Genomic DNA, 12,924 nt, shown 5'->3' on the forward strand with positions numbered 1-12,924 from the left:
CGTCAGATCGAGTACGGCACCGCGTGCACCTCGTCCGCCCGGTGCCCCGCGCGTTCGTGGACGCGCTGGACCGCCTCGGACGACGGGGCCTCCGACAGGCAGTAGACCGTTCCGGACTCCGGGTCCGCCCAGGCCCGCTCGAAGTGGACGCCCTCGTCCTTCTCCACGGCGAGGTCCGCCTTGTGGGCCTCCATCAACTGGTCGGCCGTGATGCCCTTCATTCCGTGGTGTACGTCCATGTACTGAGCCATGGCCGCGCACCTCCTTCCGTGCGCTCGCCCGTTCCACCTTCCCTACTCATGCTGCGCCTGTACGGCGCCCCCGGCTACCGTGCGGAACGATCACGGGCACGGCAAGGCGAGGGGCCCCGGCGCGGCGAGCGCCCGGGCCCCTTCAACGGCGTTACGCGGCGGTCAGCCGCACTGGCAGGGATTGCCCGACTGGCACCCACAGCCGCAGCCCGAACCGCAACCGCACGCGCCGAAGAGCGGGAGGCTCTTGATCTCGGCGGGCTGCTGCGTCTCGCGCTCCTGCGTGGGGTCGGGTGTCGTGCCGGGGGATTCGGCCATGGGTCCTCCTAGAGGCTGGTGCCTGTGCCCATTGGATGCCCGCTTCGCCGGGCGCATCAACGGCGCATTGGGGCTTCCCCGCAAGCCCCCCGCTCGGAGGCCCGTGCCCGGCGGCCTACGCCCCCTCGGCCCCCGTGACCGGCTGGATGTCCGGCTGCAGTTCGTCCGCGTGCTCGCCCGTGACCAGGAACACCACGCGCTTCGCGACCGACACCGCGTGGTCGGCGAAGCGCTCGTAGTAGCGGCCGAGCAGCGTCACGTCGACCGCGGTCTCGATGCCGTGCTTCCACTTGTCGTCCAGCAGGTGCTGGAAGAGCGTGCGGTGCAGGAGGTCCATCGCGTCGTCGTCCTGCTCCAGCTGGAGAGCGAGGTCGACGTCCTTCGTGATGATGACCTCGGCCGCCTTGGCCATCAGGCGCTGGGCGAGCTGGCCCATCTCCAGGATGGTCGCGTGCAGGTCGTGCGGCACCGCGCGGTCCGGGAAACGGAGCCGGGCGAGCTTCGCCACGTGCTGGGCGAGGTCGCCGGAGCGCTCCAGGTCGGCCGACATGCGCAGAGACGTGACGACGATGCGCAGGTCCGTCGCCACCGGCTGCTGCCGGGCCAGCAGGGCTATGGCCCGTGCTTCCAGGTCGTGCTGGAGGTCGTCGACCTTCTTGTCGGCCTCGATGACGCTCTCGGCCAGCTTCAGGTCGGAGTCCAGGATCGCCGTCGTGGCGCGCCCGATCGCCGACCCGGTCAGCCGGGCCATCTCCACCAGACCGTCACCGATCGAGTCAAGTTCCTCGTGGTACGCGTCCCGCATCAGGGTTCCCTCTCCTACGTTCGCTTCGGGGGCTCAAGGGGCCCCGGGCCTGTCGTGGTGACGAAAAACCGGCCCTTCCACCCCACGCTCCCACGTTCCCGCTCCTACGCGACGGTTTCCGCCACCCCAAATGAACCAATACTGGCTCCAAGGTGAACTCTGGGCGACGAGTGTTCGAGGTCGCACTCCGATGGCTGTGGCCAGGAGGTATCCCATGCCTAACCTGGGGGCATGGACGTGAACGCGGCGGTCGCCGCAGCGGCAGCGATCGCCGGGGTGCTCACCGGCGTCATCGCCATGCTGGCGTTCCGCTGGAGCGAACGCGACCAGAAGCGACCGACCAGGACCTCCCTGCATACGGACCCGGTGCTTCCGCCGGGTGTGGACACCGTGCTCTCGGTGCTCCGCTCCTCTGCCGTCGTCCTCGACGAGGCGGACGCCGTGGTCAAGGCCAGCTCGGCGGCGTACGCCCTCGGACTGGTCCGCGGCGGGAAACTCTCCGTCGACCCGATGCTCCAGATGGCCCGGGACACCCGGCGCGACGGCGAGATACGCCAGGTCGAGCTGGATCTGCCCCGGCGCGGCACCGGACGAGGAGAGGCCCTGGCGGTCTCCGCCCGGGTCGCGCCGCTCGGCTCCCGGCTCGTCCTGCTCCTCGTGGAGGACCTCACCGAGGCCCGCCGTATCGAGGCCGTACGACGTGACTTCGTGGCGAATGTCAGCCACGAACTGAAGACTCCCGTCGGCGCGCTCTCCCTCCTGTCGGAGGCGGTCATGGACGCCTCCGACGATCCTGAGGCGGTGGAGCGTTTCGCCGGCCGGATGCAGATCGAGGCCACCCGCCTGACCAATCTCGTGCAGGAGCTCATCGACCTGTCGCGGGTCCAGAACGACGACCCCCTCGAAGACGCCGAACCCGTCCGCGTCGACGAACTCGTCGCCGAGGCCATCGACCGCTGCCGGCACCAGGCCGGCGCCAAGCAGATCACGATGGCCGCCGGCGGCACCGCCGACCTGCACGTCTGGGGCAACCGCGGCCAGCTGGCCGCCGCCCTGGGCAACCTGGTCGAGAACGCCGTCAACTACTCGCCCGCCCGCACCCGGGTCGGCATAGCCGCCCGTCGGCTGACCGCGCCCGGCGGCGACCACATCGAGGTCGCCGTCACCGACCAGGGCATCGGGATCTCCGAGAAGGACAAGGAGCGCGTGTTCGAGCGCTTCTACCGTGTCGACCCGGCCCGCTCGCGGGCCACCGGCGGTACGGGTCTCGGGCTGGCGATCGTCAAGCACGTGGCCGCCTCGCACGGCGGGGAGGTCACGGTGTGGAGCTCCGAGGGACAGGGCTCCACGTTCACCCTGAGGCTGCCGGAGGCGGGTGCGGCCCGCGACCGTGCCCACCAGCACCCCGACCTCGACGACGAGGTCGAGGGGTCCCCTGAACCATCCCCGTACGAACCGCTTCCCGCCCCGGAGGTCCTTCCGTGACCCGAGTGCTTGTCGTCGAGGACGAGGAGTCCTTCTCCGACGCCCTGTCGTACATGCTCCGCAAGGAGGGCTTCGAGGTCGCCATCGCGACCACCGGGCCCGACGGTCTCGACGAGTTCGAGCGCAACGGCGCCGACCTCGTCCTGCTCGACCTGATGCTGCCGGGGCTGCCCGGCACGGAGGTCTGCCGTCAACTGCGCGGCCGTTCCAACGTCCCCGTCATCATGGTGACGGCCAAGGACAGTGAGATCGACAAGGTCGTAGGCCTGGAAATAGGAGCCGATGACTACGTCACCAAGCCCTTCTCGTCCCGTGAGCTCGTCGCCCGTATCCGGGCCGTCCTGCGCCGCCGCGGCGAGCCCGAGGAGGTCACCCCGGCCGCCCTCGAAGCCGGTCCGGTCCGCATGGACGTGGATCGCCACGTGGTCACGGTCTCCGGCTCCAAGGTCGACCTGCCCCTCAAGGAGTTCGACCTGCTGGAAATGCTCCTGCGCAACGCGGGCCGCGTACTGACCCGCATGCAGCTCATCGACCGCGTTTGGGGCGCCGACTACGTGGGCGACACCAAGACGCTGGACGTCCACGTCAAGCGCCTCCGCGCGAAGATCGAGCCGGACCCGGGCGCGCCGCGCTACCTGGTGACGGTCCGCGGCCTCGGCTACAAGTTTGAGCCGTAGACCGACCATCGGGCCTTAGGTGTCGAGTACGACGAAGGGCGGGACCTCTCCATGAGGTCCCGCCCTTCGTCGTACGCGTCACCCGTACGGGTGCTCAGCCCGCGGAAGCCGACTCCGTGGCCGTCGCCGTGGTGCTCTCGGAGGCCGAGTCGCTCGGCGTGGCCGACGTGCTCTTGCCCGGCTTCGGGGAGGCGGAGGTGGTCGCGGAGGCGCCCGGGGCCGCCGTGGGGATCGAGGTCGGACCCCACTTGGTGAAGTAGCTGTCGGCCGGGACGACGAACGCGCTCAGGCTCACGCCGCCGGTCGCGCTGAAGGTGAAGGTGACCTTCTGGGCGTTGCCGTCCTGGAGGCTGTCGCCGGGGTTGGCCAGCGCGGCGGAGGCGTTGCCCCTGCCGCCCAGGACGATCGAGCCGAAGGCCGGGACGACCAGCTTGCCCTTGCCCTTTGCGGGGGTGAGCTTGGCGGTGCCGACGCCGTCGACGCTCACCGAGTCCAGGGTCTGGGGATCCTTGCTGTTGTTGAACAGGGTCGCGGAGATCACCGCCGGGCCAGCGGCCTCGGTGCCGGTCTCGGTGAGGGGCTGGGTGATGACGAGCGCGTTCTGCACCTTGATGGTGCCGACGGAGGCCGCCGCGTTGTCCGGCTTGACCTCCAGCGTCTGTGCGTCGTTGCCGGCACCGCACGCGGCGAGCGAGGCGATCGAGAACGCGATGGTGGCGGCGGCGAGGGCGCCGCGTCGAAGGCTGCTGCTCACGGCGGCGGCTACTCCTTGAACGTGGGCGGAGCAGGGCGGCTCCCGAATAAAGCCGCCCTAAGTGTCTGTCAGCGGCCTTAGGTTACCGAGCCGTTCCCGCACCACTGCACCCGACCCTCCCCCAACCGGGTACCCGTGTGCCACAAGTGACTCACGGGTCACTTGTGCCCGGCACTCGTCCGGCATTCACATAAGCAGCTCAGCGGGTCGTCGACGGATTTTCCGTGAAGAATGCAGGACACCTCGAAGAATTGATCACCGGCCGTTCCACGCCACCTCGGTGATCAATTCCGGATTCGTCTCGTACCGGGCTCCGGCCACCGAACGGAGTAGCGGAAGTCGAGCACTTGGAACCAGACATTTAGGGACGTTCGTCCACTTGGGGGCGGCTCCGGATGTGTGTAACGTACGCGTTTCACCTCGCCCGGAGAGCTGCTCCGACCTGCGAATACCCTCTTCCGCCGGGCCTCCGCAGCACGTTCCTGTTGCTGTTGTCAAGCCCCGAGATGTGCCCTGACCTGCGAAAACGCCATTCAGAACCCGCAGTTTCCGTGTTACCCTGGATAGCCACGGAAGGGGTACCTGTCACATGACGTTCAAGGTTGGCGACACCGTGGTCTATCCCCATCACGGGGCCGCGCTGATCGAGGCTATCGAAACTCGCCAGATCAAAGGCGTGGACAAGACCTATTTGGTGCTGAAGGTCGCTCAGGGTGACCTGACGGTGCGTGTGCCAGCGGACAATGCGGAGTTCGTCGGCGTACGTGATGTGGTCGGTCAGGACGGGCTGGACCGGGTCTTCGAGGTGCTGCGCGCTCCGTATGCCGAGGAGCCCACGAACTGGTCGCGTCGTTACAAGGCAAATCTGGAGAAGCTCGCCTCCGGCGATGTCATCAAGGTCGCGGAAGTTGTCCGTGACCTGTGGCGTCGTGAGCGCGAGCGCGGACTCTCCGCAGGTGAGAAGCGCATGCTCGCCAAGGCTCGCCAGATCCTGGTGAGTGAGCTCGCGCTCGCGGAGAACACGAACGAGGACAAGGCCGAGGCCCTGCTCGACGAGGTTCTCGCGTCCTGACGCAGGCGACTGGTACGCCCTGCTCAGCACACTGAAATGCCGTGGTGCCCGATGACAGCTCCCTTGTCGCCGGGCGCTTCGGCATGTTCGGGGGCGGTTCAGGGCCAGGCCGAGAAACCCCCGATAATGGTGTGCCGGGCCCGGGCAGCTGGCTCGACCGGTGTCACGGAAGGGTCCGGTCAAGGCGTCGCGCCCGGCACTCCTCAGGCCATACCCACGTAGGTCGAGCACACAAACCTGACAGGAACCGATGTCTGACGATTCGCGCTCTTCGCAGGCGCAGTCCTCCGTCGCCGCCGTGATTCCGGCCGCCGGACGGGGCGTACGCCTCGGACCGGGCGCCCCCAAAGCGCTACGCGCGCTGAACGGCACCCCCATGCTCATCCACGCGATCCGCGCCCTGGCCGCGTCCCGCGCGGTCTCCCTGGTCGTCGTCGTGGCCCCACCCGACGGCGCCGCCGAGGTGAAGTCCCTCCTCGACGCCCACGCGCTGCCGGACCGCACCGACTTCCTGGTCGTCCCCGGCGGCGACTCCCGCCAGGAGTCCGTGAAGCTGGGCCTGGACGCGCTGCCGCCCGGCTACGACATCGTCCTCGTCCACGACGCGGCCCGCCCGCTCGTCCCGGTCGACACGGTCGACGCGGTCATCGAGGCCGTACGGGACGGAGCCCCCGCCGTCGTACCGGCCCTGCCCCTCGCCGACACCGTCAAGGAAGTCGAGCCGGCCGCGCACCCCGGCGCCCCGGAGCCGGTGGTCGCCACCCCCGAGCGGGCCCGCCTCCGCGCCGTACAGACACCACAGGGCTTCGACCGAGCCACCCTGGTCCACGCCCACGAGACGGTCACCGACAACGTCACCGACGACGCGAGCATGGTCGAGCAGCTGGGCCTGACGGTCGTGGTCGTCCCCGGCCACGAGGAGGCCTTCAAGGTCACCCGCCCCCTGGACCTGGTCCTGGCGGAGGCGGTCCTCGCCCGCAGGAGGCTGAACGATGGCTTCTGACCCGTACCCCCTCCCTCAGGTCGGCATCGGCACCGACATCCACGCCTTCGAGGAGGGCCGCGAGCTGTGGTGCGCCGGCCTCAAGTGGGAGAACGAGGGCCCGGGCCTGGCCGGCCACTCCGACGCGGACGTCGTCGCCCACGCGGCCTGCAACGCCCTGTTCTCGGCGGCGGGCCTGGGAGACCTGGGCCAGCACTTCGGCACGGGCCGCCCGGAATGGTCCGGCGCCTCCGGCGTCACGCTCCTGACGGAGGCCGCGAGGATCGTCCGCGAGGCGGGCTTCACGATCGGCAATGTCGCGGTCCAGGTGATCGGCCCGAGGCCGAAGATCGGCAAGCGAAGGGACGAGGCGCAGAAGCTTTTGTCGGAGGCGGCAGGAGCCCCCGTCTCGGTATCAGGGGCGACAACGGACGGCTTGGGCTTCCCAGGGCGGGACGAAGGCCTGATGGCAGTGGCAACCGCCCTGGTGGTCAAACGCGCTTGACTGGTCCGACGTAAAGGGGCGCGGGGAACTGCGCGACCAGCCCCCACCGGGCCCGCGGACAACAATCAACCCAACCGTCTGAGGCACAGGGAAACGCCCACTACCCTTGTACCGTGACCATTCGTCTGTACGACACCAGCGCCCGGCAGATTCGCGACTTCACCCCGCTCACCGCGGGCTGTGTCTCGATCTACCTCTGTGGCGCCACCGTGCAGGCAGCCCCCCACATCGGCCACATCCGTTCCGGCCTCAACTTCGACATCCTCCGCCGCTGGTTCGAACACCGCGGCTACGACGTCACGTTCATCCGCAATGTCACGGACATCGACGACAAGATCATCGCCAAGTCCCGTGACCAGGGCCGCCCTTGGTGGGCGATCGGCTACGAGAACGAGCGCGCGTTCAACGACGGCTACCAGGCACTCGGCTGCCTCCCGCCGACGTACGAACCGCGGGCGACCGGGCACATCCCCGAGATGATCGAGATGATGCGGGGGCTCATCGAGCGCGGTCACGCGTACGAGGCCGACGGCAGCGTCTACTTCGACGTGCGCTCCTACCCGGAGTATCTCCAGCTGTCCAACCAGGACATCGACGACCTGCGCCAGCCCGCCGAGGAAGGCATCACCGGCAAGCGCGACCCGCGTGACTTCGCCATGTGGAAGGCGACCAAGCCGGGCGAGCCCGACTGGGAGACCCCGTGGGGCCGCGGCCGGCCCGGCTGGCACCTGGAGTGCTCGGCGATGGCGCACAAGTACCTGGGCCCCGCCTTCGACATCCACGGCGGCGGCCTCGACCTGATCTTCCCGCACCACGAGAACGAGATCGCCCAGGCCAAGGCCTACGGCGACGACTTCGCGCAGTACTGGGTGCACAACGCCTGGGTCACCATGAGCGGCGAGAAGATGTCGAAGTCGCTCGGCAACAGCGTGCTGGTGAGCGAGATGGTCAAGCAGTGGCGGCCCATCGTCCTGCGCTACTACCTCGGCACCCCGCACTACCGCTCGATGATCGAGTACAGCGAGGAGGCCCTGCGCGAGGCCGAGTCCGCGTTCGCGCGGATCGAGGGCTTCGTGCAGCGGGTCGTGGAGAAGGCCGGAGCCGTCGAGCCCGCGGCCGAGGTGCCGCCGGCGTTCGCCGAGGCGATGGACGACGACCTGGGCGTGCCGCAGGCGCTCGCCGTCGTCCACACCACCGTCCGGCAGGGCAACAGCGCACTGGCCGCCGACGACAAGGAAGCCGCTGTGGCGCGTCTCGCCGAGGTGCGTGCCATGCTCGGCGTCCTCGGACTCGACCCGCTGGACCCGAAGTGGGCCGGCGAGAGCGACCGCGGTGACGATCTGCACGGTGTCGTCGACACCCTGGTCCGCATGGTCCTCGACCAGCGCGAGGCCGCCCGGGGCCGTAAGGACTGGGGCACCGCGGACGCCATCCGCGACCAGCTCAACCAGTCGGGCCTGGTCATCGAGGACGGCCCGCAGGGCCCGCGCTGGACCCTCGGCCCACGCTGAACCCACCCCGATCACACCCGGTCAACGAAGATCGACTGTGCCGCCCGGCCCTCCGGGCGGCACACTGCATAGACGTACGTACGCAGACTCACACGCTTCAGAACAGACAGGTAGGTCATGGCAGCCAACAACCGCCGCATGTCCGGCAAGAAGGGCGCGCAGGTCGGCAGTGGCGGCCAGCGGCGCCGGGGCCTCGAAGGCAAGGGCCCCACCCCGCCCGCCGAGGCGCGCAAGGGCCACAAGAAGAACCGCATCGCCAATTCCAAGGCCAAGCAGGTCCAGCGCCGTCCCGCGCCCCGCGGCCGTGGCGGCAAGGGCACGTCCGAGATGGTCGTCGGCCGCAACCCGGTCGTCGAGGCGCTGCGCGAGGGCGTTCCGGCGGTCACGCTCTACGTCCAGCAGTTCATCGACAACGACGAGCGGGTGCGCGAGGCGCTCCAGCTCGTCGCCGAGCGCGGCGGCATCCACCTCATGGAGGCCCCGCGCCCCGAGCTGGACCGCATGACCAACGGCCTCAACCACCAGGGCATGGTCCTCCAGGTCCCGCCGTACGAGTACGCGCACGCCGAGGACCTCGCGAACGCGGCCTACGACAAGGGCGAGGACCCGCTGATCGTCGCCCTCGACGGGGTGACCGACCCGCGCAACCTCGGCGCGATCGTCCGCTCCGTCTCCGCGTTCGGCGGCCACGGCGTGCTCGTGCCCGAGCGCCGCGCGGCCGGCATGACCGCCGGCGCCTGGAAGACGTCGGCCGGTACGGCTGCCCGTACGCCCGTCGCCCGCGCGACGAACCTGACGCGCGCGCTGGAGGCGTACAAGAAGGCGGGCCTCGCGATCGTCGGTCTCGCGGCCGACGGCGAGGCCGAGGTCGGTGAACTCGCCGCGCTGGAAGGCCCGGTGGTCATCGTCGTCGGCAGCGAGGGCAAGGGCCTGTCCCGACTCGTGGGCGAGACCTGCGACTTCCGGGTACGGATCCCGATGCCGGGTGGGGCGGAGTCGCTCAACGCGGGTGTGGCGGCGGGGATTGTCTTGTACGAGGCGGCTCGTCGACGCGTCTGACGGCAGTCGGCGCAGGCAGGCGGAGCCCGCCGGTCGGAGGCCGGCGCAGCCGTCCCGAAGCGCGAAGCGTGCGAGCGGCGGCCGACAAGAGGGGTCCTGCGACTTCCGGGTACGGATCCCGATGCCGGGTGGGGCGGAGTCGCTCAACGCGGGTGTGGCGGCGGGGATCGTCCTCTACGAGGCGGCACGCAAGCGTTCCTGAACGGACGTTCGGCACCGTCACCCACTCGGGGCAATCTGGGTGTCGAGGGCGAGCTTGACGCTGTCCGGACACTTCCGGCAAGTCAAAGCAGTGTCCTAAACACACGTCACTCGGTTAGATGAGTGTGGACACCAGAACACCCCGCACACCCACGGGGGACCGCTCGTCCGGATTCGAGTCCGGGTTGGACGACGCTCCCGCGCTGAGCATGGTGAAGGTGCCGAGCGATCCGGCCCAGGTCATCGTCAATCATGCGAGCTTCCGCGTGCAGCTGGGCGCCTCGACGCGCACCCAAAACCCGCGCCTCGCACGGCAGTTGAGCGCCTCCGGGGACGCCGCCCGGATGCCCGGGGCCGGCTCGGGCGCCGCGCGCCGCCGGCCCGTCGTCTGGAGCGGCAAGTCCGCCCCGGACGACACCGGCGCCCACCGCCTCCTCCAGGCCGTGCGGGGCAGCGGCGTACGCCACGGCGAGCAGCCGGCCGGCGACGCCGGGGCCACGCAGGTCATCCCCCGTATCGACGACGGCGGTTACGACGGCGACCTGACCGCGCAGACCCTCGAAACCCCCATGGTCGGTGCCCAGCGCGGCCACGATCACGACACCGGCGAGAACCGACTCCTGCCGAAGATGCGGACCGTGGGCAGCGCCTACGACGAACCCGCCTACGGGGACCGGGAGTTCGAGGACTTCGAGTCGGACGAGGCGGACGCGCGGCGCGAGCAGCGAGCCAAGCGCTACGGCAACGACCCGGTACGGCACGCCTATTACCCGGGCCGCCGCATGAACCTCGGCGTCGTCCTCCTCCCGCTCCGCATCTTCCTCGGCTTCATCTCCATCTACGCCGGCATGGGCAAGCTGTGCGACCCCGTCTACTTCGACGGCGGCAAGCGCGGCTCCATGGTCAAGTGGCTCAACACCCTGCACCCCTGGGAAGTCGCCGAGCCACTACGGCAGTTCGCCCTCCAGCACCCCGTCGGCTCCGGGCTCGTCATCGCCTTCGCCCAGGTCATCGTGGGCGTCCTCACGATCCTGGGCCTGTGGCAGCGGGTCGCGGCGGTCGGCGGCGCGCTGCTCTCGGCCGCGCTCATCGTCACCGTCAGCTGGAAGACCGTTCCCGCCTACGACGCCCCCGACATCATCTACCTCGCCGCCTGGTCCCCGCTGATCATCGCCGGCGCCCCCGTCTACTCCGTCGACGGCCGCCTCGCGGGCAGCGCCTGGCGCCGCCTCGGACCCCGCGCCGACATCTGGGAGCTGCGCCGCTACGTCCTGCGCCGCGGCGCCCTCATCACGGCCGTCTCCATCGGCCTCACCCTCCTCATCGGCTCCCTGCTCGGCGGCGCGGTCCGCGACTCCAGCCGTGTGGTCGTCCCCGGCCCCGGCGAGGCCCCGCGCAACGAACTGCCCGGCACCCCGCTCCCCGGGGAACCGACCAAGCGGCACAGCAGCAGCCCCTCCGCGGCCAACTCGCCGTCCCGGCACGCCACTTCGGCCAGCCCGTCGGGCGCCGCGACGACCCCGGGCGCGACCCACTCCTCCGGTACGGCCACCAGCGGCTCGCCCAGCCAGACGCAGGGCACCGCGGGCCGCACCCAGCCCCAGCACTCCTCCCCGGCCGGCCAGGCCCCCAGCACCACCTCCGGCCCCACGTCGAGCGGTGGCACCAACGGCGGCACCGGCTCCAGCGGCGGCTCCAGCACCGGGGGTTCGTCCTCCTCCGGCCAGCCGGGCCTGGTGGGCGGCCTGTTGGGGTAGCTGGGCCGGTGGGCGGCCTGTTGACACGGCCGCCTACCGGCTGACACACAGAGAGAGGGCCTGCACTTTTCAGTGCAGGCCCTCTGCAGTTTGCCTTTAGGGGCGCGGGGAACTGCGCGACCAGCCACAGCGGACCCGCACTCAACGACCCAGCGCAGCCAGTTCTTTGGCGGCTTCGGTCAGATCCTTGGCGGTGTCGATAGCTCGCCAGTAGGCCCCTTGAGGAATCGGGAACCCGGCCAGCCTCAACTCACGCGCAAGGTGAGGGAAAGTCGTCCGCTCGTGATCCCCCCGCTCCGGCAACAACCCCGCGAACTCGGGCGAGAAGACGTACACCCCCGCATTGATCGCGTACTGCGTCGGCGGCGACTCGATGAAGTCGGTGACGCGCCCGAAGCCGTCCGTCTGCACGGCCCCCCATGGGATCCGCGGCCGAGCCAGCGCGATCGTGGCGACCGCGTCGCGCTCCGTGTGGAAGTCCGCCATGTCGCGCAGCGAGAAGCGGGTCCAGATGTCGCCGTTGGTGGCGTACCAGGGGCGGTCAGGGTGGGGCAGACGCGCGGCGGCGTACTTGAGGCCGCCGCCGCGGCCCAGGGGCTCCGTCTCGACGACCGTGGTCACGTCGACCGGCAGGTCGGCCGTCTTCAGCCAGTCCTGCAGCACCTCGGCGAGGTGGCCGCAACTGACCACCACGTCGGTCACGCCCTCCTCGGCGAGCCAGACGAGCTGATGGCCGATGATCGGGGTCCCCGTGCCGGGGATCTCGACCATCGGCTTGGGCCGGTCGTCGGTGTACGGGCGCAGCCGGGAGCCCTGGCCACCGGCCAGGATCACGGCTTGGGTGGGGCGCGACGCGGCGTTCGGATCGGTCATGACCCGAACTGTACGTGGCGGCCCCACCGCATCTTTCGGCTGCAACCGTTCCTTAATCAGCCGTTACCGACCTCCTACTCCGACCTCGTACCCGGGCACCGGCTCCGGTCAGCTGTGCGCGGCCATGACCCCGGAGGCGAACGCGGTGTCGCACACGGGGCGGGCGTAGGACTGGGCGCGCGTCGCGCCGTAGATACGGACCGCTGCGCGGCCCAGTGCGCGGGCGATGGAGGTGCAGTGCGTGGCGAGCGACGGGCGGCCGTTCACCGCCTCCTGGAGGTGCGTCAGGACGACGCCGGGGTTCTTGTCCTGGAGCTCGGTCATGAGCTGGTCGCGCAGGATGTCCTGCGGGGCCCGTGCGGCGGCCTTGGAGGAGGCGCCGGCCGCCGTGACGTCCGTCGCGGTGAGCATCGAACTGGAGGGGCTCCCCGACCAGTTGACCCGGGTGACCGCGAGGGTCCCGGAGAGCACCATGACGACGGGCAGGACGAGGGCGAGCGTGCGGCCGACCCGGCGGGCGGGGCCCCGGCCGCGTCGCGGCTGTTGGTTATTGGAGTGCTTCACGCGTGTGAGGGTAGCGTCCGGTAATGATTTGGCGACATTTAGTCACCAATTCGGGGGATGGATTGGTGCCTCGAATTGGGTAAGGCGTTGACGAACGCTGCTCGAAATGA

At 70.0% G+C, this 12,924-nt stretch carries 14 protein-coding genes and 1 pseudogene; 9 read left to right on the forward strand and 6 right to left on the reverse strand.

Annotated features, from left to right (window positions below):
• Positions 1-2: 2 nt before the first annotated feature.
• The 3 genes from AB0I69_RS25780 to phoU all read right to left on the reverse strand — a co-directional run bounded on the left by AB0I69_RS25780 (position 3) and on the right by phoU (position 1,374).
• Positions 3-251 carry an SCO4226 family nickel-binding protein gene (locus AB0I69_RS25780; RefSeq protein ID WP_363098044.1) on the reverse strand — a complete coding sequence of 83 codons (249 nt, stop codon included), beginning with the start codon at positions 249-251 and terminating at the stop codon, positions 3-5.
• A gap of 162 nt (positions 252-413) precedes the next feature.
• Positions 414-569 carry a hypothetical protein gene (locus AB0I69_RS25785; RefSeq protein WP_355910143.1) on the reverse strand — a complete coding sequence of 52 codons (156 nt, stop codon included), beginning with the start codon at positions 567-569 and terminating at the stop codon, positions 414-416.
• Between the two features lie 115 nt (positions 570-684).
• Complete coding sequence (gene phoU, locus AB0I69_RS25790; RefSeq protein WP_019062517.1) at positions 685-1,374, reverse strand: phosphate signaling complex protein PhoU; 690 nt, start codon at positions 1,372-1,374, stop codon at positions 685-687.
• A gap of 231 nt (positions 1,375-1,605) precedes the next feature.
• Here phoU and AB0I69_RS25795 point away from each other — a divergent pair, with 231 nt between their 5' ends.
• Entirely contained in the window at positions 1,606-2,859 is a 1,254-nt protein-coding gene (locus tag AB0I69_RS25795) for an ATP-binding protein (RefSeq protein WP_363098045.1), read from the forward strand.
• Positions 2,856-3,536: a response regulator transcription factor gene (locus tag AB0I69_RS25800; RefSeq protein ID WP_009340348.1), complete on the forward strand. Its 681-nt coding sequence runs from the start codon at positions 2,856-2,858 to the stop codon at positions 3,534-3,536. The genes AB0I69_RS25795 and AB0I69_RS25800 overlap by 4 nt, the downstream gene beginning before the upstream one ends.
• Positions 3,537-3,630: 94 nt before the next feature.
• Here AB0I69_RS25800 and AB0I69_RS25805 read toward each other — a convergent pair whose 3' ends face one another.
• Positions 3,631-4,290, reverse strand: coding sequence for a DUF461 domain-containing protein (locus AB0I69_RS25805; protein ID WP_363098046.1), 660 nt, complete (start codon positions 4,288-4,290; stop codon positions 3,631-3,633).
• 589 nt (positions 4,291-4,879) lie between these two features.
• On the opposite strand from AB0I69_RS25805, the gene AB0I69_RS25810 reads away from it, so the two are divergent.
• The 7 genes and pseudogenes from AB0I69_RS25810 to AB0I69_RS25840 all read left to right on the forward strand — a co-directional run bounded on the left by AB0I69_RS25810 (position 4,880) and on the right by AB0I69_RS25840 (position 11,377).
• The gene (locus tag AB0I69_RS25810; protein WP_003953493.1) at positions 4,880-5,362 is read left to right on the forward strand and encodes a CarD family transcriptional regulator; all 483 of its coding nucleotides are present in this window, start codon (positions 4,880-4,882) and stop codon (positions 5,360-5,362) included.
• Positions 5,363-5,612: 250 nt separating this feature from the next.
• Positions 5,613-6,365: a 2-C-methyl-D-erythritol 4-phosphate cytidylyltransferase gene (ispD, locus tag AB0I69_RS25815; RefSeq protein ID WP_363098047.1), complete on the forward strand. Its 753-nt coding sequence runs from the start codon at positions 5,613-5,615 to the stop codon at positions 6,363-6,365.
• A complete protein-coding gene (ispF, locus tag AB0I69_RS25820) occupies positions 6,355-6,849 on the forward strand; it encodes a 2-C-methyl-D-erythritol 2,4-cyclodiphosphate synthase (RefSeq protein WP_363098048.1) in 495 nt (164 codons plus the stop codon). Before ispD ends, ispF begins: the two co-directional genes overlap by 11 nt.
• A 113-nt stretch (positions 6,850-6,962) precedes the next feature.
• Positions 6,963-8,360 carry a cysteine--tRNA ligase gene (cysS, locus tag AB0I69_RS25825; protein WP_363098049.1) on the forward strand — a complete coding sequence of 466 codons (1,398 nt, stop codon included), beginning with the start codon at positions 6,963-6,965 and terminating at the stop codon, positions 8,358-8,360.
• Between the two features lie 117 nt (positions 8,361-8,477).
• Positions 8,478-9,419, forward strand: coding sequence for a 23S rRNA (guanosine(2251)-2'-O)-methyltransferase RlmB (gene rlmB, locus AB0I69_RS25830; RefSeq protein ID WP_363098050.1), 942 nt, complete (start codon positions 8,478-8,480; stop codon positions 9,417-9,419).
• Between the two features lie 94 nt (positions 9,420-9,513).
• A pseudogene (locus AB0I69_RS25835) lies at positions 9,514-9,621 on the forward strand (TrmH family RNA methyltransferase); the annotation flags it as partial.
• A 118-nt stretch (positions 9,622-9,739) separates the two neighbouring features.
• A complete protein-coding gene (locus AB0I69_RS25840) occupies positions 9,740-11,377 on the forward strand; it encodes a DoxX family membrane protein (protein WP_363098051.1) in 1,638 nt (545 codons plus the stop codon).
• Positions 11,378-11,518: 141 nt separating this feature from the next.
• Here AB0I69_RS25840 and AB0I69_RS25845 read toward each other — a convergent pair whose 3' ends face one another.
• Both AB0I69_RS25845 and AB0I69_RS25850 read right to left on the reverse strand, forming a co-directional pair.
• Positions 11,519-12,250 carry a nucleotidyltransferase family protein gene (locus AB0I69_RS25845; RefSeq protein WP_363098052.1) on the reverse strand — a complete coding sequence of 244 codons (732 nt, stop codon included), beginning with the start codon at positions 12,248-12,250 and terminating at the stop codon, positions 11,519-11,521.
• A gap of 108 nt (positions 12,251-12,358) precedes the next feature.
• Positions 12,359-12,814 (reverse strand): hypothetical protein, encoded by a 456-nt coding sequence (locus tag AB0I69_RS25850; protein ID WP_363098053.1) that lies wholly within the window; start codon positions 12,812-12,814, stop codon positions 12,359-12,361.
• Positions 12,815-12,924 lie beyond the last annotated feature (110 nt).

This window comes from Streptomyces sp. NPDC050508 (genome assembly GCF_040655155.1).
Classification (GTDB): domain Bacteria; phylum Actinomycetota; class Actinomycetes; order Streptomycetales; family Streptomycetaceae; genus Streptomyces.